Annotated in this window: 18 protein-coding genes; 10 read left to right on the top strand and 8 right to left on the bottom strand. The window is 55.5% G+C overall.

What is annotated here, in order from left to right; all coding sequences use genetic code 11:
• Window positions 1-74 precede the first annotated feature (74 nt).
• On the top strand, window positions 75-1,655 hold the full coding sequence (locus tag QQZ17_RS12285) for an STY4199 family HEPN domain-containing protein (protein ID WP_152400451.1): 1,581 nt from the start codon (window positions 75-77) through the stop codon (window positions 1,653-1,655).
• A gap of 3 nt (window positions 1,656-1,658) precedes the next feature.
• On the opposite strand, the gene QQZ17_RS12280 is transcribed toward QQZ17_RS12285, so the two are convergent.
• A complete protein-coding gene (locus QQZ17_RS12280) occupies window positions 1,659-3,308 on the bottom strand; it encodes an alpha,alpha-trehalase (RefSeq protein ID WP_152400449.1) in 1,650 nt (549 codons plus the stop codon).
• 415 nt (window positions 3,309-3,723) lie between these two features.
• Between QQZ17_RS12280 and QQZ17_RS12275 the strand changes: the two genes are divergently transcribed.
• Window positions 3,724-5,118, top strand: coding sequence for a cytochrome-c peroxidase (locus tag QQZ17_RS12275; RefSeq protein WP_152400447.1), 1,395 nt, complete (start codon window positions 3,724-3,726; stop codon window positions 5,116-5,118).
• A gap of 48 nt (window positions 5,119-5,166) precedes the next feature.
• Here QQZ17_RS12275 and gorA read toward each other — a convergent pair whose 3' ends face one another.
• A complete protein-coding gene (gorA, locus tag QQZ17_RS12270; protein WP_152400445.1) occupies window positions 5,167-6,519 on the bottom strand; it encodes a glutathione-disulfide reductase in 1,353 nt (450 codons plus the stop codon).
• 71 nt (window positions 6,520-6,590) lie between these two features.
• Window positions 6,591-7,433 carry a 23S rRNA (adenine(2030)-N(6))-methyltransferase RlmJ gene (locus QQZ17_RS12265; protein ID WP_152400443.1) on the bottom strand — a complete coding sequence of 281 codons (843 nt, stop codon included), beginning with the start codon at window positions 7,431-7,433 and terminating at the stop codon, window positions 6,591-6,593.
• Window positions 7,434-7,730: 297 nt separating this feature from the next.
• On the opposite strand from QQZ17_RS12265, the gene prlC reads away from it, so the two are divergent.
• Both prlC and rsmJ read left to right on the top strand, forming a co-directional pair.
• Window positions 7,731-9,773, top strand: coding sequence for an oligopeptidase A (gene prlC, locus QQZ17_RS12260; RefSeq protein WP_152400441.1), 2,043 nt, complete (start codon window positions 7,731-7,733; stop codon window positions 9,771-9,773).
• A gap of 134 nt (window positions 9,774-9,907) precedes the next feature.
• Complete coding sequence (gene rsmJ, locus QQZ17_RS12255; RefSeq protein ID WP_152400439.1) at window positions 9,908-10,666, top strand: 16S rRNA (guanine(1516)-N(2))-methyltransferase RsmJ; 759 nt, start codon at window positions 9,908-9,910, stop codon at window positions 10,664-10,666.
• A 113-nt stretch (window positions 10,667-10,779) separates the two neighbouring features.
• Here rsmJ and QQZ17_RS12250 read toward each other — a convergent pair whose 3' ends face one another.
• Entirely contained in the window at window positions 10,780-11,982 is a 1,203-nt protein-coding gene (locus QQZ17_RS12250; RefSeq protein WP_152400437.1) for an NAD(P)/FAD-dependent oxidoreductase, read from the bottom strand.
• 232 nt (window positions 11,983-12,214) lie between these two features.
• Between QQZ17_RS12250 and QQZ17_RS12245 the strand changes: the two genes are divergently transcribed.
• Entirely contained in the window at window positions 12,215-12,718 is a 504-nt protein-coding gene (locus tag QQZ17_RS12245) for an RrF2 family transcriptional regulator (RefSeq protein WP_061076005.1), read from the top strand.
• Window positions 12,719-12,806: 88 nt separating this feature from the next.
• On the opposite strand, the gene dtpB is transcribed toward QQZ17_RS12245, so the two are convergent.
• On the bottom strand, window positions 12,807-14,285 hold the full coding sequence (gene dtpB / locus QQZ17_RS12240; RefSeq protein ID WP_152400436.1) for a dipeptide/tripeptide permease DtpB: 1,479 nt from the start codon (window positions 14,283-14,285) through the stop codon (window positions 12,807-12,809).
• Between the two features lie 264 nt (window positions 14,286-14,549).
• On the bottom strand, window positions 14,550-14,984 hold the full coding sequence (uspA, locus tag QQZ17_RS12235; RefSeq protein ID WP_000323571.1) for a universal stress protein UspA: 435 nt from the start codon (window positions 14,982-14,984) through the stop codon (window positions 14,550-14,552).
• Window positions 14,985-15,382: 398 nt separating this feature from the next.
• On the opposite strand from uspA, the gene uspB reads away from it, so the two are divergent.
• Window positions 15,383-15,718: a universal stress protein UspB gene (gene uspB, locus QQZ17_RS12230; protein WP_152400433.1), complete on the top strand. Its 336-nt coding sequence runs from the start codon at window positions 15,383-15,385 to the stop codon at window positions 15,716-15,718.
• 62 nt (window positions 15,719-15,780) lie between these two features.
• Here the strand turns inward: uspB and pitA are convergent, their stop codons facing one another.
• A complete protein-coding gene (gene pitA, locus QQZ17_RS12225; RefSeq protein WP_152400431.1) occupies window positions 15,781-17,280 on the bottom strand; it encodes an inorganic phosphate transporter PitA in 1,500 nt (499 codons plus the stop codon).
• A gap of 230 nt (window positions 17,281-17,510) precedes the next feature.
• Between pitA and QQZ17_RS12220 the strand changes: the two genes are divergently transcribed.
• The 4 genes from QQZ17_RS12220 to QQZ17_RS12205 all read left to right on the top strand — a co-directional run bounded on the left by QQZ17_RS12220 (window position 17,511) and on the right by QQZ17_RS12205 (window position 23,952).
• A complete protein-coding gene (locus tag QQZ17_RS12220; protein WP_152400429.1) occupies window positions 17,511-18,704 on the top strand; it encodes an NAD(P)/FAD-dependent oxidoreductase in 1,194 nt (397 codons plus the stop codon).
• A gap of 321 nt (window positions 18,705-19,025) precedes the next feature.
• Window positions 19,026-20,093: an HlyD family secretion protein gene (locus tag QQZ17_RS12215; protein ID WP_152400427.1), complete on the top strand. Its 1,068-nt coding sequence runs from the start codon at window positions 19,026-19,028 to the stop codon at window positions 20,091-20,093.
• Complete coding sequence (rbbA, locus tag QQZ17_RS12210; RefSeq protein WP_152400424.1) at window positions 20,090-22,828, top strand: ribosome-associated ATPase/putative transporter RbbA; 2,739 nt, start codon at window positions 20,090-20,092, stop codon at window positions 22,826-22,828. The genes QQZ17_RS12215 and rbbA overlap by 4 nt, the downstream gene beginning before the upstream one ends.
• On the top strand, window positions 22,828-23,952 hold the full coding sequence (locus QQZ17_RS12205) for an ABC transporter permease (RefSeq protein ID WP_152400422.1): 1,125 nt from the start codon (window positions 22,828-22,830) through the stop codon (window positions 23,950-23,952). Before rbbA ends, QQZ17_RS12205 begins: the two co-directional genes overlap by 1 nt.
• Window positions 23,953-24,166: 214 nt before the next feature.
• Here QQZ17_RS12205 and nikR read toward each other — a convergent pair whose 3' ends face one another.
• On the bottom strand, window positions 24,167-24,568 hold the full coding sequence (nikR, locus tag QQZ17_RS12200; RefSeq protein ID WP_042323093.1) for a nickel-responsive transcriptional regulator NikR: 402 nt from the start codon (window positions 24,566-24,568) through the stop codon (window positions 24,167-24,169).
• Window positions 24,569-24,570 lie beyond the last annotated feature (2 nt).

The raw sequence follows: 24,570 nt of genomic DNA, 5'->3' as shown, positions 1-24,570 counted from the left end.
ACTAATAATTAAAACAAAGAACTAAAACAAAATTAATGACCTCCGCATGGGGGCACTTTTGGCGAAGGAAGAGAATGACAATTAGCGTTTTGACGACACGCACGACCTTTGAGCACTGCCTGGGGATTATCCGCCAGGCCTCGGTGGAGATCCTGCTACTGCTGGGGGTGCATGCCTCCGACGGTAAAGATCCGCGCTGGTTTCTGGAACATCTGGATCAGGCCCGGCTGAATCTGGGCGGCTGGAGCCAGGTCGCCAGGCGTTTGCACCTTAACGACGCTCAGTTGAGCCAGTTCACGCTGCAACTGCGCCATCTTCAGCAGTGCGTACCGCAATATGACAGCGGGCAGGAGGTCAGTGAAAACCAACTGATTGCCGCTCTGCGCGTGGTCAGGTCGCTGGAACAACTGCGCCATCATCAGTCGTTACTTAATTTTAAAACAGAGATTGAAGAGGCGGATCACAGTCAGCAAGTGCGCGCAGAGCGGCAGTTACGCGCGATTGAACTGACCCTGACCGCGCTGATCTCGCAGATGTGGCCGGATAAAACGCAGCTCAATAATTACCTTAAAGACAACTTTGGCACGGATAAGCTCAGGCGCTGGATTAAGCTGGGCGAACGCCAGGATCCGCTGAATGGCATGCGTTTTGGTGAGCTGGCGCTGATGATTGTCGATAAGAAGATTTTTACCCGCCACTATTCCGGAATCTTTAACGATGCCTCAGTGCTGACCCTGTTTGTCGAACCGCGTCTGACGTTGCGGGTGTTTCTCGATGACTGTCGGCAGGCTCGTAACACGGTGCTGGCCGGAGAGCCGCTGTCATCGGCACAGTTGACGCTACTCTCCTGTCAGTTTCAGCATATTGTCCGTCCCGTCCAGCGTGCCTATGAACAGGGACGCGCCCGCATTAACCCGGCAACGTTGATGATTGTGGAAGAGGGGCAACTGGCACAGTTTTGGGAGGACGCGCGGAAAAAGGACCGTCAGGCCGGGGGTGACACAGAGGAAATTGGCGAATCTGTTGAACCGCCGCGTAAGCGCTCGCTGCGTACGGCAGAAGAACGTGAGCAGCTGATCACGGGCGTGCTCTGGGGCGCGGTGGGGCTCATGGTGATCGCCATCCTGGGCGGCGGTGCGTGGTTAGTGAGTTCGCAGCCGGCCGCGCCCGCGCCGAACATCAAGATCACTCAGGCGGAACCTAAGCGCGAATTGCCTTCCGCACGCGAAATGGTGACGCAGATGGGCATCACCTGGGATGTGTTTAACATGCGTGCGGCGATAGACAGGAATGACAGCCGGGTCACCGCGCTCTTTTTGCAGGGCGGCATGAACTGGCAGGTCTCGTGGACCGAAGCGGCGTTTGCCCGCAACAATACGGATGTCCTTGAGTTGCTGTTGCGTTATCCCTCACAGATGGATGAAAACAAACCCTGTCGCCGGTTTATCAACACGGTTGGTCACGCGATGTCTGGCGGTGCGCCGTTGACGAGTCAACACAAAGCCTATTTGCGGCGCTTTTGCACGGTGCCTGCGGTGGTATCGCGACAGCAGCATGATACCGAGCAGGCAGAGCGACGTTATCGCGCCGATCCCAGCGCGGATAACAAGAAGTGGCTGAAAATCCAGAGCGCCGTTTATGAGGTGATCCGTTAGCCATTACGGCTCCCCATACAACCCGATTAAGCGGCGCGCGACGCCGTTGGTCCAGCCAAAGCCATCCTGCAACGGATATTCCCCGCCGCCGCCTTCGCGCGGGGTGCCGCTGGCGATGTGGTATTTCTCAATGAGCTTATGGTGCTGCTGATAAAAGTGATTCACCGTCTGGAGCCAGCTATGGGCGATTTCATCTCCCAACGCATCATCGCCGTACATCTTAAAGCCCTGAATCGCCATCCACTGTAGCGGTGCCCAGCCGTTGGGTTTATCCCACTGTTCGCCCGTTTCGTATTCGGAGGCCATAATACCGCCGGGGGTCAACAGACGGGTACGCACGGTATCTCCCAGCCGATCGGCCTGTTCATGGGTCGCCATCCCGACGTAGAGCGGAACGATGCTGGCGGCAGAAAACAGCGCCATTTGCTCACGCCGCCAGTCATAGTCGCGGTAGCAGCCATTTTCCTCATCCCACAAATAGCGATTGATGGCAGCCCGCCGGTTGCTCGCCTTCTGGCGGAACTGCGCTTCAACGTCGCGCTCCCCTTTCAGCGCCGAGATATTGGCAATAGCGCTCTCCAGTTTGAACAGGAACGCGTTGAGATCGATAGGGATAAACTGCGTAGTGCGAATGCTTGCCAGTCGTCCGGCGTCGCGTAGCCAGCGGGAGGAATAATCCCAGCCGGATGCCGCGCCCGCACGCAGATCGCGATACACCTCGTTCGGTGGACGTCCTGAGTGTTTGGCGGTTTCCACATCCTCCAGCCATGACTCATCGCGCGGCGTGTCGCGGTCATCCCAATAGCGGTTGAGCAGGGAACCGTCCGGCATCCTGACGACATGACGATAGGCCTGATTGAGCACCAGCGACTCTGCGCCGTCCATCCAGAAGGCATACTCCATTTTCAGATGATCGAGGTAGCGCCGTGCGCCGCGTACGCCGTCCTCCTCGAACAGCTCGACCATCAGCGCAAACACCGGCGGCTGCGAGCGGCTGAGATAATAGGTGCGGTTGCCGTTCGGAATGTGACCGTAGTTTTCAATCATCCATGCGAAGTTATCCGCCATACACTTCAGCAGGTCTTCCCGACCGCTTTCCGCGAGGCCCAGCATGGTGAAATAGGAGTCCCAGTAGTAGGTTTCGCTGAATCGACCACCCGGTACGATATAGGACTGCGGCAGTGCCAGCAGCGATGACCACGGAATGTGATCCTGCGGTTCACGGGTTAGCACCGGCCACAGCTGGTCGATATGCTCTTTCAGGGAATTTTCGGGATTGGAGACATATTCGGTACCGTACTCTTCCGGCAGCCAGAAATGATTTTCAACAAAGCGTCGCAGGTCGAAGTCCCGATGACGGCGGACTTTACGGTAGCGAATCAGGATATCGAGCGGATCCATTTTTGGCGCGCAGTCAGGAAAGGTTTTGCTGTCGGCAAAAATCTTTGAGCACTGAACGTGCTCGAAGAGTTCCAGATAACGGTCGGCTGGCGTCAGCGCGTCAGAGGCGGGAAGCCCCTCGATCATCTCAGGTTCCGGCTCTGCCTCGATCATCTCATCCAGCTTTAACTCGCACGGATCCGTTTCGTAGAAAAGATCGACGTCGATCGTGAATTCCTCTGACGGGGCGTGTTGCAGTTTCTGGTTGATCATAATGAGAAAGGCCTCCGGATTGCGTCGTAAAAGATACGGGTGTTGCCCGGCTGTCTTTTAAGCGTAGACATTCGCTTCGGTACGTGGGGGATAAAGCGTGCGGTAGATCACGTTTACACCGCAAGCATTTAACGCAATAACTATATAGTGCACTGATAATTCGAGATAATTATTTTCCAATGCAATATATGAGAAGGCTTATTTTCGGAACATTCGATTGCAACGATTTGTGAATTAGATAAACCTTACTCTTAATAGGGAAAAGCTATCTCATCGATAGATACCGCCCATGTAATTGATTGATACTTATCAAGTTAGCGTCTTGTTTATTTTCTATGATGGCAAGGTCCATAAAGGACACCCACTTTTCTTAATTTTCTGGGTCACAATAACTCACTACCGTGAGGGTAAAATAATGAAAATCATTACCCGACTTACTGCGATTGCCATAGCAGGCATCGTTATCTGTTATTTAGGATTATCCGGTTACGTTTGGTATCACGAAAAACAACGCAGTCAGGCTGCTTCCGTTCAGGCTTCAACGCGGGAAGAAAATAATCAGGTTCTGGGATTTTTACGTGAGAAAGGATGCGATTATTGTCATACCCCTTCCGCAGAATTACCGTTTTATTCCTCTTTTCCCATCGCGAAACAGTTGATGAATTACGATATTCAACTGGGTTATAAATCCTTCAACCTTGAAGCCGTTCGCGCCGCGCTGCTGGCGGATGAACCCGTTTCACAGAGCGATCTCAATAAAATTGAATGGGTGATGCAGTATGAAACCATGCCGCCAACCCGCTACACCGCGCTGCACTGGGCGGGGAAGGTGAGTGATGAGGAACGGGAAGCGATGCTTGGCTGGATTGCGACACAACGTGAGCAGTATTACGCCAGCAATGACACGGCCAGCCAACATCGCAATGAGCCAGTGCAGCCGATTCCTGAAACGTTGCCGACCGATGCACAGAAAGTGGCACTCGGTTTTACCCTTTATCACGATCCGCGTTTGTCAGGCGACAGCACTATCTCTTGTGCGCATTGTCATGCCCTGAATGCGGGAGGCGTGGATGGGCGGAAGACATCGATTGGCGTCGGCGGTGCGATTGGACCGATCAACGCGCCAACGGTATTCAACTCGGTCTTTAACGTGGAGCAGTTCTGGGATGGTCGTGCGCCAACGCTGCAGGCACAGGCGGGGGGACCGCCATTGAACCCGATAGAAATGGCGTCGAAATCCTGGGATGAAATCATCGGTAAACTTGACAAGGATCCCATCCTGAAACAGCAGTTCCTCGCGGTCTATCCGCAGGGATTCAGCGGTGAAACGATTACCGATGCGATTGCAGAGTTCGAGAAAACGTTGATCACGCCTAATTCTCCGTTTGATAACTGGTTGCGCGGTGATGAAAACGCACTGACGGCTAAACAGAAGCATGGCTATCAATTGTTTAAAGACAATAAATGCGCCACCTGCCATGGTGGGATGATTCTGGGGGGGCGTTCATTTGAACCGCTGGGTCTGAAGAAAGACTTTAATTTTGGTGAGATTACCGCAGCCGATATTGGTCGAATGAACGTGACCAATGAAATGCGCGATAAATTACGCCAGAAAGTCCCGAGTCTGCGTAACGTTGCGCTCACGGCACCGTATTTCCACCGCGGCGATGTCCCGACGCTGGATGGGGCGGTTAAGTTGATGCTGCGTTATCAGGTGGGGAAAGAGATCCCGCAGGAAGATATCGATGATATTGTCGCCTTCCTTGAGAGTCAGACCGGAGTGTATACGCCGTATATGCAGGGTAAATGATCAGGATGTGCCGGATAGCGCTGATGCCCTATCCGGCATTTTAAATGCTTAACGCATGGTCACGAACTCTTCCGCTGCCGTCGGATGAATGGCGACGGTGTTGTCGAAGTCTTTCTTGGTGGCGCCCATTTTCAGCGCCACCGCAAAGCCCTGCAACATTTCGTCCATGCCAAAGCCGATGCCGTGGATACCGACGATTTTCTCTTCCGGGCCAACGCAGACTAACTTCATACGGCACGGCTGACGGTGCGAGGTCACCGCGGTATACATTGCGGTAAACGAGGATTTATACACTTTCACCTGGTCGTCGCCATACTGCTCGCGCGCCTGCGGTTCAGTCAGACCCACGGTGCCAATCGGCGGGTGGCTGAAGACCACGGTCGGGATGTTGCTGTAGTCCAGATGTTCGTCCGGCTTGTTGTTAAACAGACGCTCGGAAAGACGACGGCCTGCCGCAACGGCAACCGGAGTCAGCTCGACGGCACCAGTGTTATCACCGACGGCATAAATTCCATCCACGCTGGTGTTCTGGTATTTATCGACAACGATATACCCTTTTTCGTTGGTTTTTACCCCAGTCGCGGCCAGGTTGAAGTTATCGGTGGCCGGTTCGCGACCAATCGCCCAAATCAGGCAATCGACCGTTTCGCTGCGGCCGTCTTCCAGTTCGAGCGTCAGGCTACCGTCGGCATTTTTTACCACCGCTTTCGGGATCGCATGGGTATGGAGCGCCGGCCCTTCGGCATTCATCACTTCGACCAGGGTTTCGGTGATCATCGGATCAAAGCTGCGCAGCGGCGCGTGTTTACGCACGAACAGATGGGTTTTGGCCCCCAGACCGTTAATCACGCCCGCCAGTTCCACGGCGATATAACCGGCACCGACAACGGCAACGCGCTCAGGCAGGGCTGGCAGTTCAAAGAAACCGTCGGAGTCGATACCGTATTCCACGCCCGGAATATTCGGGTGGCTCGGACGACCGCCGGTGGCAATCAGGATATGGTCAGCGGTAATGGTCTCACCGTTGACTTCGATCGTTTTGGCATCGACGAAGCGGGCAAAGCCTTTGATCACATCAACGTTATTCTTACCCAGCACGTTGTCATACGAGGTGTGAATGCGGTCGATATAGGCGGTACGGCTGGCAATCAACGTATCCCAGTTGAATTTATTGATCGTGGTGTCAAACCCGTAGTCCGGGCCGTACAGGTGGATCGCTTCACGGATTTGTGCAGCATGCCACATCACTTTTTTGGGGACGCAACCAACGTTGACGCAGGTGCCGCCCAGTTCTTTGGCTTCAATCAGCGCACACTTCTGGCCGTACATGGCTGCACGGTTAATCGAGGCGATACCGCCGCTACCACCGCCGATGGCGATGTAGTCATAATGCTTGCTCATGAGTCTTATCCTTCCATTCTGATTGCCGCGATTGTATACCTGAAATCAATAGGTTCCACCGATGACTGCGATTACTCAGGCACGATCCAATTTACCGAGGTATGCCCGGTACCTGCTGGCACCAGCTTGCTGTGTAGCCAGGGCAGCACGGTGTTCATTTGCGCTTCCAGCTTCCATGGCGGGTTGATCACAATCATGCCGGAGGCGGTCATGCCGCGCTGGTCGCTGTCCGGGCGCACCGCCAGCTCAATTTGCAGGATTTTACGGATACCGGTCGCTTCCAGGTCATGCACCATGCGCTTGATTTGCTGACGCAATACGACCGGATACCACAGGGCATATGTCCCGGTGGCAAAACGTTTATAGCCTTCGTTGATCCCGGCGACGACGGCCTGATAGTCCGATTTAATTTCGTAAGGTGGGTCGATGAGGATCAAGCCGCGACGGGAGACCGGCGGTAGCTTCGCCTTCAACTGCTGATAACCATCGGCACGGGCCACGCGGGCACGCTCATCTTTCTGGAATTCTCCTCGCAGCAGCGGGAAGTCGCTCGGGTGTAATTCAGTCAGGTGCAGACTGTCCTGCGCGCGTAGCAGCTGACGGGCAATAAGCGGAGAACCCGGGTAGTAACGCAGCTGTCCGCTGCGGTTAAAGTGTTTGACCACGCCAATGTATGGCTCCAGCTCGGCAGGCAGATCGTCCTGCTGCCAGACGCGAGCGATGCCTTCCAGGTATTCGCCGGTACGTTCAGCCTGCTCGCTGCTTAGCTGATAACGGCCCGCGCCTGCATGGGTGTCCAGATAGAGAAACGGTTTATCTTTCTCTTTAAGCGACTCGATGATCAGGCTCTGAACCGTGTGTTTAAGGACGTCGGCGTGGTTGCCAGCGTGGAAGCTGTGGCGATAACTGAGCATGGGTAAACGTGTTCCAGGTTATAAACGTAGGCCCGAGCAGCGTCACGCTTTCGGGCGAAAAAAAGCATATCGCCACAGTATACAGAAAAGTCACCGCTGCCGCGAAAGCGCAACGCCTGGCATTGAAATTCACTACACTTAACCCCATGCTACATACATTACATGGCGGATGGCGACGCTAACGCATCTTATCCGACTTACGGGTCCCTGCCTTTGTAGGTCGGGTAAGGCGCAGCCGCCACCCGACAACAACGCGCATACGCGTTTGTTTCCCCCTTTTTAACCAGGACTGTGCATATGACGAATCCATTACTGACTCCCTTCGAACTGCCGCCGTTTTCCGCGATCAAGCCTGAGCATGTCGTTCCCGCCGTCACCAAAGCGCTGAACGACTGCCGTGAGAATGTGGAACGTGTGGTCGCGCAGGGCGCACCGTATTCCTGGGAAAACCTTTGCCAACCGCTTGCGGAAGTCGATGACGTCCTGGGGCGTATTTTTTCTCCGGTCAGCCATCTGAATTCAGTGAAAAACAGCCCGGAACTGCGCGAAGCCTATGAGCAAACCCTGCCGCTGTTGTCGGAATACAGCACCTGGGTTGGTCAGCATGAAGGTCTGTATAAGGCGTACCGCGACCTGCGTGATGGCGACCATTACGCCACACTCAATACCGCGCAGAAAAAAGCCGTTGATAATGCGCTGCGTGATTTTGAACTCTCCGGGATTGGCCTGCCGAAAGAAAAACAGCAGCGTTACGGAGAGATCGCCACCCGCCTGTCTGAGCTTGGCAACCTGTACAGCAACAACGTGCTCGACGCCACCATGGGCTGGACGAAGCTGATTACTGACGAAGCAGAGCTAGCCGGGATGCCGGAAAGCGCGCTGGCGGCGGCGAAAGCGCAGGCTGAAGCGAAAGAGCAGGAAGGGTATCTGCTGACGCTGGATATCCCGAGCTATCTGCCGGTGATGACCTACTGCGACAATCCGGCATTGCGTGAGGAGATGTACCGCGCCTATGTGACCCGCGCCTCCGATCAGGGGCCGAACGCCGGTAAATGGGATAACAGCCCGGTGATGGAAGAGATCCTCACCCTGCGTCATGAACTGGCGCAACTGCTGGGCTTTGAAAGCTACGCCTTTAAATCGCTCGCCACTAAAATGGCGGAAAACCCGCAGCAGGTGCTGGGGTTCTTAACCGATCTGGCAAAACGCGCGCGTCCGCAGGGCGAGAAAGAGCTGGCGCAACTGCGTGCTTTCGCAAAAGCAGAGTTTGGCGTTGATGAGCTGAACCCGTGGGATATCGCGTACTACAGCGAAAAACAGAAACAGCACCTTTACAGCATCAGCGACGAACAGTTGCGTCCGTACTTCCCGGAAAACAAAGCGGTGAACGGCCTGTTTGAAGTGGTGAAGCGCATATACGGCATCACCGCGAAAGAGCGTCACGATGTGGATGTCTGGCATCCGGACGTGCGGTTCTTCGAACTGTATGACGAAAACAACGAACTGCGCGGCAGTTTCTATCTTGACCTGTACGCCCGTGAAAACAAACGCGGCGGGGCGTGGATGGACGACTGCGTCGGTCAGATGCGCAAAGCGGACGGTTCTCTGCAAAAACCGGTCGCCTACCTGACCTGTAACTTTAACCGCCCGGTCAACGGCAAACCGGCGCTGTTTACCCATGACGAAGTGATCACCCTGTTCCACGAGTTTGGTCACGGCCTGCACCACATGTTGACCCGTATCGAAACCGCAGGGGTTTCCGGGATCAACGGCGTGCCGTGGGATGCGGTCGAACTGCCGAGCCAGTTTATGGAAAACTGGTGCTGGGAGCCGGACGCGCTGGCGTTTATCTCCGGTCATTACGAGACAGGCGAACCGCTGCCGAAAGAACTGCTGGATAAAATGCTGGCGGCGAAGAACTACCAGGCGGCGCTGTTCATCCTGCGTCAGCTGGAGTTCGGTCTGTTTGACTTCCGTCTGCATGCGGAATTTGACCCGCAGCAAGGGGCAAAAATCCTTGAAACGCTGGCGGAGATTAAAAAACAGGTCGCCGTGGTGCCGGGACCGTCATGGGGCCGCTTCCCGCATGCCTTCAGCCATATTTTCGCCGGCGGCTACGCGGCGGGATATTACAGCTATTTGTGGGCTGACGTGCTGGCTGCGGATGCCTTCTCCCGCTTCGAAGACGAGGGGATTTTCAACCGCGATACCGGTCAGTCGTTCCTCGACAATATCCTGACGCGCGGCGGCTCCGAAGAACCCATGGAGCTGTTCAAACGCTTCCGTGGCCGCGAACCGCAGCTCGACGCAATGCTTGAGCATTACGGAATCAAAGGTTAATTTACCCGTCATACTTCAAGCCGCCTCTTCGGCAACTGCACTCATTCACCCTGGTCGCGTACTGTTTGTACGCTCCCAGGGATTTATTCCCTTGTTGCCTCGATGCAACTCGAATTATTTAGGGTAAAGCGGAAGTGAAAATCTGCTTAATTGATGAAACGGGCGCCGGAGACGGCGCCTTATCTGTTCTGGCTGCCCGCTGGGGGCTGGAACACGATGAAGACAATCTGATGGCGCTAGTGCTGACTGCGGAACATCTGGAGTTGCGTAAACGTGATGAACCGAAGCTCGGCGGCATTTTCGTCGATTTTGTCGGCGGGGCGATGGCGCACCGGCGCAAATTTGGCGGCGGTCGCGGCGAGGCGGTCGCCAAAGCGGTCGGTATCAAAGGCGATTATTTGCCGGATGTGGTGGATGCCACGGCAGGGCTGGGACGTGATGCCTTTGTCCTTGCCTGCGTCGGTTGTCATGTGCGGATGCTGGAACGTAACCCGGTAGTGGCGGCGTTGCTCGACGACGGACTGGCGCGCGGCTATGCCGATGCGGAAATTGGCCCGTGGTTGCAGGCGCGTTTGCAGTTGATTCATGCTTCCAGCCTGACGGCGCTGACCGATATCACACCGCGTCCGCAGGTGGTTTATCTCGATCCGATGTTTCCCCATAAGCAGAAAAGCGCGCTGGTGAAGAAAGAGATGCGGGTATTTCAGTCGCTGGTGGGACCGGATCTGGACGCTGACGGCCTGCTCGAACCTGCGCGTCAACTCGCGACTAAACGCGTGGTGGTGAAACGTCCGGACTATGCGCCGCCGCTGGCGGATGTCGCCACGCCGAATGCGGTGGTGACCAAAGGGCACCGGTTTGATATTTATGCCGGCACGCCTTTGGCGGATTAACAGATTGCCTGATGGCGCTGCGCTTATCAGGCCTACGACTTAGCGTAGTTTGTCTTTTGTCTTTTGTCTTTTGTAGGCCGGATAAGGCGTGAGCCGCCATCCGGCAATACGGATTACACAAACGGTGCCAGAGGATCGGCAATCTCAAACGCGACGGCTTTATCGGCCTTCGGCGGGTAGATAAGCTCACGAGTAATCGACAGCTTCAGTTTCTTGGCCTCGGCACGCGTCAGTTTTACCTGCTGATCCCATCCTTCGGTATAGACCGCTCCCCAGGCCCCCAAATCCAGACAGGTGACGTAGTTTTCCTGACGATACGGCAGGGGGGCGACGTCCAGCAGGCTGGCTGCGGCATTGTTCCCGGCAAATTTACCCAACAGGATCGCATGCTGGCAGGTCATTAATGCGTGATTGCCCTTATCGTCAGTGGCGGCGTAAGCCACATCGCCGGTGGCATAAATATCGTCATAACCCACCACTTGCAGGTTAGCGTTGACGTGCAGACGACCCTGACGGTCGCGCGGGGCATCAATTTGTGTCGTCAGATCGTTAGCCTGGACACCCACGGTCCAGATGACGGTCTGTGAAGCGATAGTTCGTCCGTCCTTCAGCGTAACGCCAGAGGCATTCACGCTTTCCACGTCGGCGTTTACCTGCCATTCCACACCCAGTTCAGCCGAGGCTTCGACAATGACGTTACGCAATGCGTTGCTGTAGCGTGAACCTGGCTGGGGGCCGCGTTCTACTACGACTACTCTGGTCTTAGCTTCAGCACCAAAAATGTCGCGCAGACGGCCCGGCAGCTCCAGCGCCATTTCAATGCCGGTAAAACCGCCCCCGCAGACGACCACGGTATTACGCGCTTCACTCTCGGGTTGGCTTGCCAGACTCTGCAAATGCTTTTCAAGTACAGCGGCACTTTCCAGCTGATCCAAATCGAAGGCGTGGGCTTGCGCACCGGCCACCTGCGAGCGGTTTACGTGACTGCCACTGGCGAGGACTAAGCGGTCATAGCGCTGCAAACGCGTTTCACCGCTGGCATCCGTACAGCTCACTTCTTTTGATGCGGGAAGGATCTGGCTGACCGTCCCACGCAGAAAGTTAACGCCGGTGACATCGAACAGCGGCTGGAGCGGGGCAACGAGTGTTTCAACCGCATTTTCATAAAAACGCGGACGAACGCGCAGCTCGGGCTGCGGAGCAATGACGGTGATATCAATGTTTGGGTTGGCCTCTTTCTCAAGCAGCCGGGCCGCGCTAAGCGCTGCCCACATCCCTGAGAAACCTGCACCGACGATCAGAATCTGTTTACGCATGATGGTTTTATCCGGTAGTCATGATGGTTAATTTACTCGGATTTTATTTGTCGTAGTTAAAAGATGCAATGTGATTTCATTCTTCACGGGGAGGTAGTGGCGTAAAATGCATTTATCATATTGAAAATTAATGAATTAAATATTTTCTCTCAATGAGTTTCTTCTTCTCATCTGGAATGATGATGATGAAAAAGCTACAATAACTCAGAATTATTTTGGCTGAGATAAGAGCATGGCATTCTACAGTTCCGGGGTTGAGTACGGCATTCATAGCCTGATGTGTATGGTGGATAGCAAAGGGGACGCCCGCGATATGAGCGTGCGCGAAATTGCCGATCTGCAAAGCGTGCCCTACGACTATCTGGCCAAAATATTTACCCGTTTGTCGAAGGCGGGACTGGTGCGTAGCATCGAGGGTAAAGGCGGCGGTTTTCAGCTTGCCAGACCTGCCGAGCACATTACGGTGCTGGATGTGGTTAACGCTATCGACGGTGACAAGCGCATCTTTGAATGTCGGGAGATTCGCCAGCGACTCGCGGTCTTTGAGGAACAACCGCCCGCGTGGGCCTGTGAAGGGATCTGCGGCGTACGCTCGGTGATGGATATGGCGCAGCAGCGTATGGAAGAGGCATTAGGACAGCATACGATTCTGGACCTGGCGCGCAAAATGTATCGCAAAGCACCCGAGACCTTTGTGGTCGAAGTACAGGAATGGATCAACGTACGCAAAGGATGAACGAAATCAGGCCGGATAGGGCGTTTACGCTACCATCCGGCACCGGTTTGACTGCCCGATAGCGTAACGCCATCGGGCCTGCGAAGGGTTATGATGATTGATGGCTATCCGGCGTATTAATCATCCGGTTCAGCCACGGCACCATCAGCGCCATCACAACCGTGACCGCCAGCGTCACTAATCCGATTTTACTGAACACGCCGGTATAGACAGGCAGTGTCTGCAACGGGTCGGTGATGTTCTCCGGTACGGCGGTAAAGGTGGCGACATAGCCCCCCAGCAGAAACGCGGCGGCCTGCGTCAGGAACCACATCCCGAGGATAAAGCCCATCAGATGCTGCGGCACCAGCGCCGCCACCATTGCCAGTCCCAACGCGCTAATCAGCAGCTCGCCCAGACTCTGGAACAGATAGACCAGCACGATAAACCACGGCGACGTAAGCCCCTGCGCATCGGCAAACCACATCCCTGCGGCGGCGGCGGTCAGAAAGCCCAGCGAGCACAGGAACATCCCGAGGGTAAACTTCATCGGCATCGTCAGGTCTTTACCTTTGCTGCCCAGACGCGTGTAGATAGCCGCCAGCACCGGACTGGCAACCACCACCCAGAACGGGTTGAGCGCCTGGAAACTCACCGGGTTAAGGGTGAAACCGAGGATCTCATGGTGAACGTTGTTGATGGCAAAGAAGTTCAGCGAAGTGGGCATCTGCGCATACAGAATGTAAAACAGTACGGCTTCAAGCATCAGGATAAACGCCACAAACATCTTGTTGCGACCGGTTTTATCCAGTTTGAAGGCCTGGCGGAAGAAGATAATCGTCACCACAAGCGACAACACAATCAGCACCAGGTTGGCGATTTTCACGTTGTGCATCAGCCAGGCGCAGAGGAAGACCATCGCCACGGTGCCAATCAGGACGTACAACAGATTGCGGAAGCTCATCGGCAGATGGTCTGGCTCGGAACCGATATCTTTCACCATACCGCGGCAGGCGAAATAGACCAGCAGCGCGACAATCAGTCCCGCCCCGCACAGGTTGTAGGTGACGGCGTAGCCAAACTTATCCGCGATCACCGGCGCCAGCGACAGCGACAGCAGCGAACCGATGTTAATCGACATGTAGAACAGGGTGAAGGCGCCATCCAGACGCGGATCTTTTGGCGGATAGCATTTGGAGAGCAGGCTTGCCGGGTTCGCCTTAAACAGGCCGTTGCCGACGGCAATCGTCCCAAGAGCGATAAAAATGAGGTCCGGTTTGAGCAACGACATTCCCGTCATAAAGTAGCCGAGTGCCAGTACAACAGCGCCCAGCACCAGCGTCCGTTTGGTGCCGAGCAGGTGGTCGCCAACGTAACCCCCAATTGAGATCAGACCGTACACCAGTGCGGCAAAGGCGCCGAAGGTGATAAACGCCTGTTCCTGCGAGAATCCGAGTTGCTTAACAAAGAAAACCGCCAGGATACCCTGAACGCCGTAATAGCCAAATCGTTCCCATAACTCGACAAAAAAGATCATGAAGAACGGGCGGGGTTGCTGCAGCAAACCCGTAGGTGCAGATGTATTCATATTGCTTCGCCTTTCAATGCCATCCCGAAAAGTATGAACGCGTAATACAAAACGCGCCGAAAAAGTCTGACTCTGTTATAGACTGCGGCTATTAGCCGGTGGTGTAGAGTATTATACAGATTGATTTCGTTCTAATCAGTTGATCACACTAATTATGATTAATGAGGTGGAAGGTTGTACTGATCGTTTTCGGGAATGACAGAAACAAAAACGCCCGCAAAGGCGGGCGCTCTGACATGGCCGGGGAATCCGGCTGGACGTGTTTTACTCTTCTTCGTCGCGCAGTGGAACAATCAGCATGTCGACGTGAACGGTGTTGATCAACTGACGTGCGGAGGACATCAGTTTGCTCCAGAAGTCCTGGTGGTGACCACAAACAACCAGGTCCATGTCGTATTTCTTGATAGCGTCTACCAGCACCTGACCCAGATCGCCGCTGCCGCTCAGGGTTTCGGTGATCGGATAGCCTGCGTTAGTGGACAGTTCGGTCAGCGCGTGGTGGGTTTCTTCAGAAATGCGTTTTTGCATATCGCCCAGATTGACGTCAATCAGGCCGGTATAAAGGTCAGAGTAGTTTACATCAACGTGGATCAGGGAAACCTTTGCGTTGTACGGACGTGCCATAGAGACCGCTTTTTCGACCAGAACTTTGCTTTCCGGTGAAAGATCAACCGCGATGAGAATGTGTTTGTAAGCCATAGTATTACTCCTTCCATAAAGTTGTCGATGACCAGCCAGCTAGCGATTTTTCTACCTTTTCATCACTCGCGTCCTGCGAACTGTGCGGTATGTCTACGCGGGGCTAGCTCAGCCGCGATGGATTGTAGAGACTATCCTTACATTATAGCGACCTGGATAATCCGTCAATCCGCCTTGCTTACCAGATAGTTAAACAAAAAATTTAGATAATTGCATTGATAGTGATTAACCTTCTGGCAAAAAAATTAACTGATCTCCTACACTATTTAGAGAGCCGCTCAGATGATAAGCTCAAAATGAGCGGTTTTTAGTCGTACTTTTTCATTGACTGTCTGGCAGGTTTCGGGGAGCGGTAGTCCCGGAGCGGAGCTCCGTGGGCGGGTCGCCGGGGAGGTCGTATGATAAGCACCGTTGCATTATTCTGGGCGTTATGTGTTGTTTGCATTGTGAATATGGCGCGCTATTTCTCGTCTTTACGCGCGCTGCTCGTGGTACTTCGTGGTTGCGATCCTTTGCTCTATCAATATGTAGATGGGGGCGGCTTTTTCACCTCGCACGGCCAACCCAATAAGCAGGTACGCCTGGTGTGGTATATCTACGCCCAGCGCTACCGCGATCATCATGATGATGAATTCATCCGCCGTTGTGAGCGGGTACGTCGTCAGTTCATTTTGACCAGCGCGCTGTGCGGGCTCGTGGTGATCAGTCTTATTGCTTTGATGATTTGGCACTGAGCATAAAAAAGCGGGCCAGTTTCCTGACCCGCTTGCTTCGGTAACTTCTTTTCTCTTCTCGCTTAGATAAGCTTCAGCGAGATCCAGTACAGTGTACCGGACAGCAGGATCGCGGCGGGTAATGTGAACACCCACGCCATCAGAATGCTGGTCACCGTTTTACGTTGCAGACCCCCACCGTCGACAACCATCGTCCCCGCCACGGAGGAGGAGAGAACGTGGGTGGTGGATACCGGCATCCCGGTGTAGCTGGCGAGACCAATAGAGACGGCTGCTGTCATCTGTGCAGACATTCCCTGAGCATAGGTCATGCCTTTCTTACCAATCTTCTCACCGATGGTGGTTGCCACACGGCGCCAGCCGATCATGGTACCAATACCCAGCGCCAGCGCGACCGCCATAATTATCCAGATAGGCGCATACTCAATGGTGCTCAGCATATCGGTTTTCAGTTTCTTCAGCAGACGCTGGTCGTCAGCGCTCACGCCCGGCAGCTTCGTTACTTTATCGGTCGTATCGGAGATGCACAGCATGATGCGACGCAGTTGGCCGCGCTGCTCAACGCTCAGCTTGTCATAGCTTTCCACGTTGTTCGACAACATCGCCTTCGCGCGATCCAGCGCGTTAATGGTGTTTGCCGGATGGCAGTGGAATTCCGTCGGCTGCGTTGCGGCCGGTTCCGGAGACGGAATCAGCTGATCGACGCCCGTCACTTTCTTCAGCAGATCGGGATGCTGCTGGAAGTAGATTTCGACGTTATTGATGGCATCACGGGTACGGGTGATTTCGTAACCCGAAGCGTTCATGTTCACCACGAAGCCTGCCGGTGCCACACCAATCAGAACCAGCATAACCAGACCAATGCCTTTCTGACCGTCGTTCGCACCATGCGAGAAGGCGACGCCGATAGCCGAGAGAATCAGGGCAATACGGGTCCAGAACGGCGGCTTTTTCTTACCGTCTTTCTTTTCACGTTCAGCTGGGGTGAGGTGAATACGGGCGCGTTTTTTGGTTCCGCTCCAGTAGCGACGCAGAATGAAAATCAGGCCGCCTGCGACCACCAGACCAACGATGGGCGAGACGATCAGCGAGGCAAAAATGCCCATGACTTTCGGGATATTGAGTGCGTCCACCACTGAGGTGCCGGTCATCAGCGCATTGGTTAAACCGATGCCGATAATCGCGCCAATCAGCGTGTGAGAGCTGGATGCGGGTAAACCAAAGTACCAGGTACCCAGGTTCCAGATGATGGCGGCGAGCAGCATGGAGAACACCATCGCAAGTCCATGCGAAGATCCCATGTTGAGCAGGAGATCGGTCGGTAACATATGCACGATGGCATAGGCTACGCTGAGACCGCCCAGCAGCACACCAAAGAAGTTGAACACGGCAGCCATGACCACCGCAAGCTGCGAGCGCATCGCACGGGTGTAGATCACGGTTGCAACTGCGTTGGCTGTATCATGGAAGCCGTTAATTGCTTCGTAGAACAGCACAAAAGCCAGAGCAAGCAATAATAAAAGCCCGGTATGTAAATCCAGGCCAGCAAACAAATGTAGCATAGGACGTTACGCCATCTTGAGGACATGAACGCGGCGCATTATCAGTGACTTTAGCGGCGCGGGCAAAGTGAAATATAGACTTTTTTTGATTTAACGTCTGAATACAATAGTGCCTATAAAGAATTATCTTATATATTTCATGCAAATACTTCTTCCTGAGGATTTTCTCGCTGGTGCGACCACTGAGATAACTTTACAATTCACGCCCTGAATTCAGAGAGGAACGTAAAGTGGAAAGGTTTGATGCCATTATTATAGGCGCTGGCGCGGCAGGTATGTTCTGTGCAGCACAGGCAGGACAGGCTGGCAGTCGGGTGCTGCTCATTGATAATGGTAAGAAGCCTGGCCGTAAGATCCTCATGTCCGGTGGGGGTCGCTGCAACTTTACGAACCTTTATGTTGAGCCGGCGGCCTATTTGAGTCAGAACCCGCATTTTTGCAAGTCTGCGCTGGCGCGATATACCCAGTGGGATTTTATCGATCTCGTCGGTAAGCACGGTATCGCCTGGCATGAAAAAACGCTCGGGCAGCTTTTTTGCGATGATTCCGCCCAGCAAATCGTCGATATGCTGGTGGCGGAATGCGAAAAAGGCAATGTGACCCTGCGCTTACGTTGTGAAGTTCTGAGCGTTGCGCAGGATGATGACGGTTTTACGCTGGAGCTGAACGGGGCCACCGTCGGCGCGAAAAAGCTGGTGATTGCTTCCGGCGGGCTGTCGATGCCGGGTCTGGGCGCGACGCCGTTTGGCTATAAAATTGCCGAGCAGTTTGGCCTGAAGGTTCTGCCCACCCGCGCCGGGCTGGTGCCGTTTACCCTGCACAAGCCGCTGCTGGAGCAGCTTCAGGTGCTCTCTGGCGTTTCCGTCCCGTCGGTTATCACCGCGCAGGACGGCACCGTCTTTCGCGAAAATCTGCTGTTTACCCATCGTGGCCTTTCAGGCCCGGCGGTTTTACAGATTTCCAGCTTCTGGCAGCCTGGCGAATTTGTCAGCATCAATTTACTGCCGGATGTCAGCCTGAATGATGTTCTTGACGAACAGCGTAGCGCTCATCCGAATCAAAGCCTGAAGAACACGCTGGCGATGCTGCTGCCGAAGCGTCTGGTGGAGTGCCTGCAACAGCTCGGTCAGATCCCTGATGTCTCGCTTAAACAGCTCAACGTTCGTGACCAGCAGACGCTGATTGACACATTGACCGACTGGCGGGTACAGCCGAACGGCACCGAAGGGTATCGCACGGCGGAAGTGACGCTCGGTGGGGTAGACACCCACGAACTGTCGTCACGGACCATGGAAGCGCGCAAGGTACCGGGTCTCTACTTTATTGGCGAAGTGATGGACGTCACCGGCTGGCTGGGGGGGTACAACTTCCAGTGGGCGTGGTCCAGCGCCTGGGCATGTGCGCAGGATTTGGCTGGGGCGTGAATTATTCACCTCGTATATCATTACAAACCATAAGCGAATAGACATCATCCATAATGATGCTAGTATTTTATTGATACTAGCTATGAGTATGCGTGTTTCATTTACGGCCAGGAACGCTGATGATGACAACATTACTACCCGATTTTCGCACCTCTCTGTCATTCACTTTCCTTCACGGCGAGCGTCGTTATGACGCCTGTACGCCGCCTGGTCACCCTCACTTTTTCCTTCTTATCCCGGAGGGAAGATACCGCTGAACGCCCGTTCAGTGGGGTTTTGTGACACGCATTGTTTGATAACAGGGATTATGGCGGGTCGATTATGGACAACATTAAGCGTCATCTGACGTGGTGGGTTTTGGGCGTATTGGTGGTGGTTGCTGCCGGTGTGTGGTGGGTACTACGGCCCGCAGGCGTACCGGAAGGTTTTGCTGCCAGCAACGGTAGGATCGAGGCGACGGAAGTCGATATCGCGACCAAAATCGCCGGGCGTATTGATGCCATTCTGGTGAACGAAGGGCAGTTTGTTCGCCAGGGCGAGGTGTTGGCGAAGATGGATACCCGCGTGTTGCAGGAGCAACGGCTGGAAGCCATTGCGCAAATCAAAGAGGCCGAAAGCGCCGTGGCGGCTGCGCGGGCGCTGCTCGAACAGCGCCAGAGCGAAACCCGCGCCGCTCAGTCGGTGGTGAAACAGCGCGAAGCCGAACTGGATTCCGTCTCCAAACGTCACGTCCGTTCCCGCTCGCTCTCCCAGCGTGGCGCGGTATCGGCGCAACAACTGGATGACGATCGCGCCGCCGCCGAAAGCGCGCGCGCGGCACTGGAATCGGCAAAGGCGCAGGTCAGTGCGACGAAAGCGGCAATTGAAGCCGCGCGCACCAGCATTATTCAGGCACAAACCCGTGTCGACGCGGCACAGGCGACCGAACGACGAATTGTCGCGGACATCGAAGACAGCGAGCTTAAAGCTCCGCGTGATGGCCGGGTTCAGTACCGCGTGGCAGAACCCGGTGAAGTGCTGGCCGCGGGCGGTCGGGTGCTGAATATGGTCGATCTCAGCGATGTCTACATGACGTTCTTTCTGCCTACCGAACAGGCGGGTCTGCTGAAGATTGGCGGCGAAGCGCGTCTGGTGCTTGATGCCGCGCCGGATCTGCGCATTCCTGCCACCATCAGTTTCGTCGCCAGCGTCGCGCAGTTCACGCCGAAAACCGTCGAAACCAGCGATGAGCGTCTGAAGCTGATGTTTCGCGTCAAGGCGCGCATTCCTCCGGAATTACTCCAGCAGCATCTGGAATATGTCAAAACCGGATTGCCAGGTATGGCGTGGGTGCGGCTGAACGAACAGACTCCCTGGCCTGATTCGCTGGCGGTGAGGTTGCCGCAATGACCCCTCTGGCGCGGGTTCCCGTTCCTCCCGTGGTGCACCTTGACGGCGTGAGTCAGCATTACGGGACCACGGTGGCGCTGAATAACATCACGCTGGATATCCCCGCTCGCTGCATGGTGGGCTTGATCGGTCCCGACGGCGTGGGAAAATCAAGCCTGCTGTCGCTTATCTCCGGCGCAAGGGTGATTGAGCAAGGCAACGTCATGGTTCTGGGCGGCGATATGCGCGATCCGAAGCACCGCCGTGACGTCTGTCCGCGCATTGCCTGGATGCCGCAGGGGTTGGGGAAAAACCTTTACCACACGCTGTCGGTATACGAAAACGTCGATTTCTTCGCTCGCCTGTTTGGGCATGACAAAGCCGAGCGCGAAGCGCGGATTACGGAACTACTGAACAGCACGGGCCTGGCTCCGTTTCGCGATCGTCCGGCGGGGAAACTCTCGGGCGGTATGAAACAAAAGCTGGGGCTGTGCTGTGCGTTGATCCATGACCCGGAGTTATTGATTCTGGATGAACCGACCACCGGCGTCGATCCCCTGTCCCGTGCCCAGTTCTGGGATCTGATCGACAGCATCCGCCAGCGGCAAACCAACATGAGCGTGCTGGTGGCGACGGCGTATATGGAAGAGGCCGAGCGCTTCGACTGGCTGGTGGCGATGAACGCGGGTGAGGTACTGGCAACCGGCAGCGCGCAGGAACTCCGCGATAAAACCGCCAGTGAGACGCTGGAGCAGGCGTTTATCGGCCTGTTACCAGAGGCGCAGCGCCAGGCGTATCAGCCGGTGGTGATTCCGCCGTATCACGCGGAACAGGAAGCGATCGCCATTGAGGCGAAAGACCTGACCATGCGCTTCGGTAATTTCGTCGCTGTCGATCACGTCAACTTTCGCATACCGCGTGGGGAGATCTTTGGCTTCCTCGGTTCCAACGGCTGCGGTAAATCGACCACCATGAAGATGCTGACCGGACTGTTACCTGCCAGTGAAGGCGAGGCCTGGCTGTTTGGTCAACCGGTCGACCCGAAAGATATCGATACCCGTCGCCGGGTGGGCTACATGTCGCAGGCGTTTTCGCTGTACAGCGAACTGACGGTTCGACAGAACCTGGAACTCCACGCGCGACTGTTTCACATCCCGGAAGCGGAGATTCCTCAGCGCGTTCAGGAGATGAGCGAACGTTTTATGCTGGCGGAGGTTGAGGATACGTCACCCGAGTCGCTCCCGCTCGGTATTCGCCAGCGACTGTCGCTGGCGGTGGCGGTGATCCATCGCCCGGAAATGCTGATCCTCGACGAACCGACTTCCGGCGTCGACCCGGTGGCCAGGGATATGTTCTGGCAACTGATGGTCGATTTGTCGCGCCGGGACAAAGTCACCATTTTCATCTCCACCCACTTTATGAACGAAGCCGAGCGCTGCGACCGTATGTCGCTGATGCACGCCGGAAAAGTGCTTGCCAGCGGTACGCCGCAGGAACTGGTGGAACGGCGTGGGGCCGCCAACCTGGAAGCGGCGTTTATCTCCTGGTTACAGGAGGCGGCGGGTGCAGCGCCGGAAGCCCAGGTACCGGTGGAAACAAAACATAAAGAGGTCACGCCGCCGCGTCAGGGATTCAGCCTGCGGCGACTGTTCAGCTACAGCCGTCGCGAAGCGCTGGAACTGCGTCGTGACCCGGTGCGTTCAACGCTGGCACTGCTGGGAACGGTGATTCTGATGCTGATTATGGGCTACGGCATCAGCATGGACGTCGAAAATCTGCGCTTTGCCGTACTCGATCGCGATCAAACCGTCAGCAGCCAGGCATGGTCATTAAATCTGGCGGGCTCACGTTACTTCATTGAACAGCCGCCGCTAATCAGCTATGACGATCTTGACCGGCGGATGCGTTCCGGCGAGGTGGCGGTAGCCATCGAAATCCCGCCTAACTTTGGCCGCGATATTGCGCGCGGGACGCCGGTGGAGATTGGTGTCTGGGTGGATGGCGCCATGCCCAGCCGCGCTGAGACGGTGAAAGGCTACGTGCAGGCGATGCACCAGAGTTGGCTACAGGATGTGGCGAGCCGCCAGCCGACGCCGGTGGGGCAGAGCGGACTCATGACTATTGAAACCCGCTATCGCTATAACCCGGATGTGAAGAGCCTGCCGGCGATTGTTCCGGCGGTGATCCCGCTGCTGTTGATGATGATTCCGTCGATGCTGAGTGCGTTGAGCGTGGTACGGGAAAAAGAGCTGGGATCGATCATTAACCTGTACGTGACGCCTACCACCCGCAGCGAGTTCTTGCTCGGTAAACAGTTGCCGTATATCGCGCTGGGGATGCTCAATTTCCTGCTGCTCTGCGCCCTGTCGGTGTTTGTTTTTGGCGTGCCGCACAAAGGCAGTTTCCTCACGCTCAGTCTGGCGGCGCTGCTGTATGTCATCATCGCCACCGGGATAGGGCTGCTGATCTCCACGTTTATGAAGAGTCAGATTGCGGCGATTTTTGGCACCTCCATCATCACCCTGATTCCGGCGACGCAGTTCTCCGGGATGATCGATCCGGTGGCCTCGCTGGAAGGGCCGGGGCGGTGGATCGGCGAGATCTACCCCACCAGCCATTTCCTGACGATCGCCCGGGGGACTTTCTCGAAAGCATTGGATCTCACCGATCTCTGGCCGCTGTTTGTGCCGCTGCTGGTAGCCATTCCGGTGGTGATGGGGCTGAGCGTGCTGTTGCTGAAAAAACAGGAGGGGTGATGCGCCGATTACGCAATATTTATAATTTAGGCATCAAGGAGTTGCGTAGCCTGCTGGGCGATAAGGCGATGCTGACGCTGATCGTGTTTGCTTTTACCGTCTCAGTGTATTCCTCCGCTACCGTGCTGCCGGGGTCGCTGCATCTCGCGCCAATTGCCATTGCCGATATGGACCAGTCGCAGCTCTCGAATCGTATCGTCAACAGCTTCTACCGCCCGTGGTTTTTACCGCCGGAGATGATCACCGCTGACGAAATGGACGCCGGGCTGGATGCAGGCCGCTATACCTTTGCAGTCAACATTCCGCCCAACTTTCAGCGGGACGTGCTGGCCGGAAGGCAGCCGGATATTCAGGTGAACGTTGACGCCACGCGCATGAGTCAGGCGTTCACCGGCAACAGTTACATCCAGAATATCATCAACGGCGAAGTGAACAGTTTTGTCGCCCGCTATCGGGATAACAGCGAGCCGCTGGTTTCGCTGGAGACCCGAATGCGCTTTAACCCGAACCTCGATCCGGCATGGTTTGGCGGGGTGATGGCGATCATCAATAACATCACCATGCTGGCGATTGTGCTGACCGGATCGGCGCTGATCCGCGAGCGTGAGCACGGCACGGTGGAACACCTGCTGGTGATGCCGGTAACGCCGTTTGAGATCATGATGGCGAAGGTCTGGTCGATGGGGCTGGTGGTGCTGGTGGTCTCGGGGTTGTCGCTAATGCTGATGGTGAAAGGCGTGCTCGGCGTGCCGATTGAAGGGTCTATTCCGCTGTTCATGCTGGGTGTGGCACTGAGCCTGTTCGCCACCACCTCGATCGGCATTTTTATGGGTACGCTGGCGCGCTCTATGCCACAACTGGGGCTGCTGATGATTCTGGTGCTGCTGCCGCTGCAAATGCTTTCCGGCGGCTCCACGCCGCGCGAAAGCATGCCGCAGGCGGTGCAGGACATCATGCTGACCATGCCAACCACGCACTTTGTCAGTCTCGCCCAGGCGATACTCTATCGCGGTGCCGGGTTCAGCATCGTCTGGCCGCAGTTTCTGACGTTACTCGCCATCGGCAGCGCATTCTTCCTGATAGCGCTACTGCGTTTTCGAAAGACGATTGGCACGATGGCGTAATGTTGAGGCTCGCAGCGAACGGTAGGCCTGATAAGCGTAGCGCCATCAGGCATAGTTTGCCGGATGGCGGCGATGTCTTATTTAGTCTACGGGAGTGCAAATCCAGGCCGGGCAAGCGAAGCGCCCCCGGCAAGACGGCTGCGCCTTATCCGGCCTACGGGAGCACAAAATGCAGGCCGGGCAAGCGAAGCGCCCCCGGCAGCATCGTTGACGGTTACTCTTCCTTCGGCAGGCACTGCAAATGGCCGTGGCGCACGCCGCGCTGGGCAATGACATCATCGGCAAAATGCTGAACATCGCCCATATCGCCTTTCAGGACGGCAATCTCCAGACAGTCGTCATGATTGATATGGACATGCAGTGTGGCAACCGACAAATCATGGTGATGGTGCTGGGTCGACACAATGCGGCTGGCTAAGTCACGCTTCTCATGTTCATACACATAGGAGAGCACCGCAAAACCCTGGGTGCCGTGCTCCTGGGTGGTTTCCTGCGCCAGCGCGCCGCGCAGAATGTCACGAATTGCTTCGGAGCGGTTGTTGTAACCACGACGCTGGCTCAGGCTGTCCAGCGTTTCCAGTAAATCGTCATCAAGCGTGATGGTGACTCGTTGCATCA

Source organism: Citrobacter sp. T1.2D-1, assembly GCF_950098555.1.
Taxonomy (GTDB): domain Bacteria; phylum Pseudomonadota; class Gammaproteobacteria; order Enterobacterales; family Enterobacteriaceae; genus Citrobacter_A; species Citrobacter_A telavivensis.
This window is presented reverse-complemented; position numbering and strand designations above follow the sequence as displayed.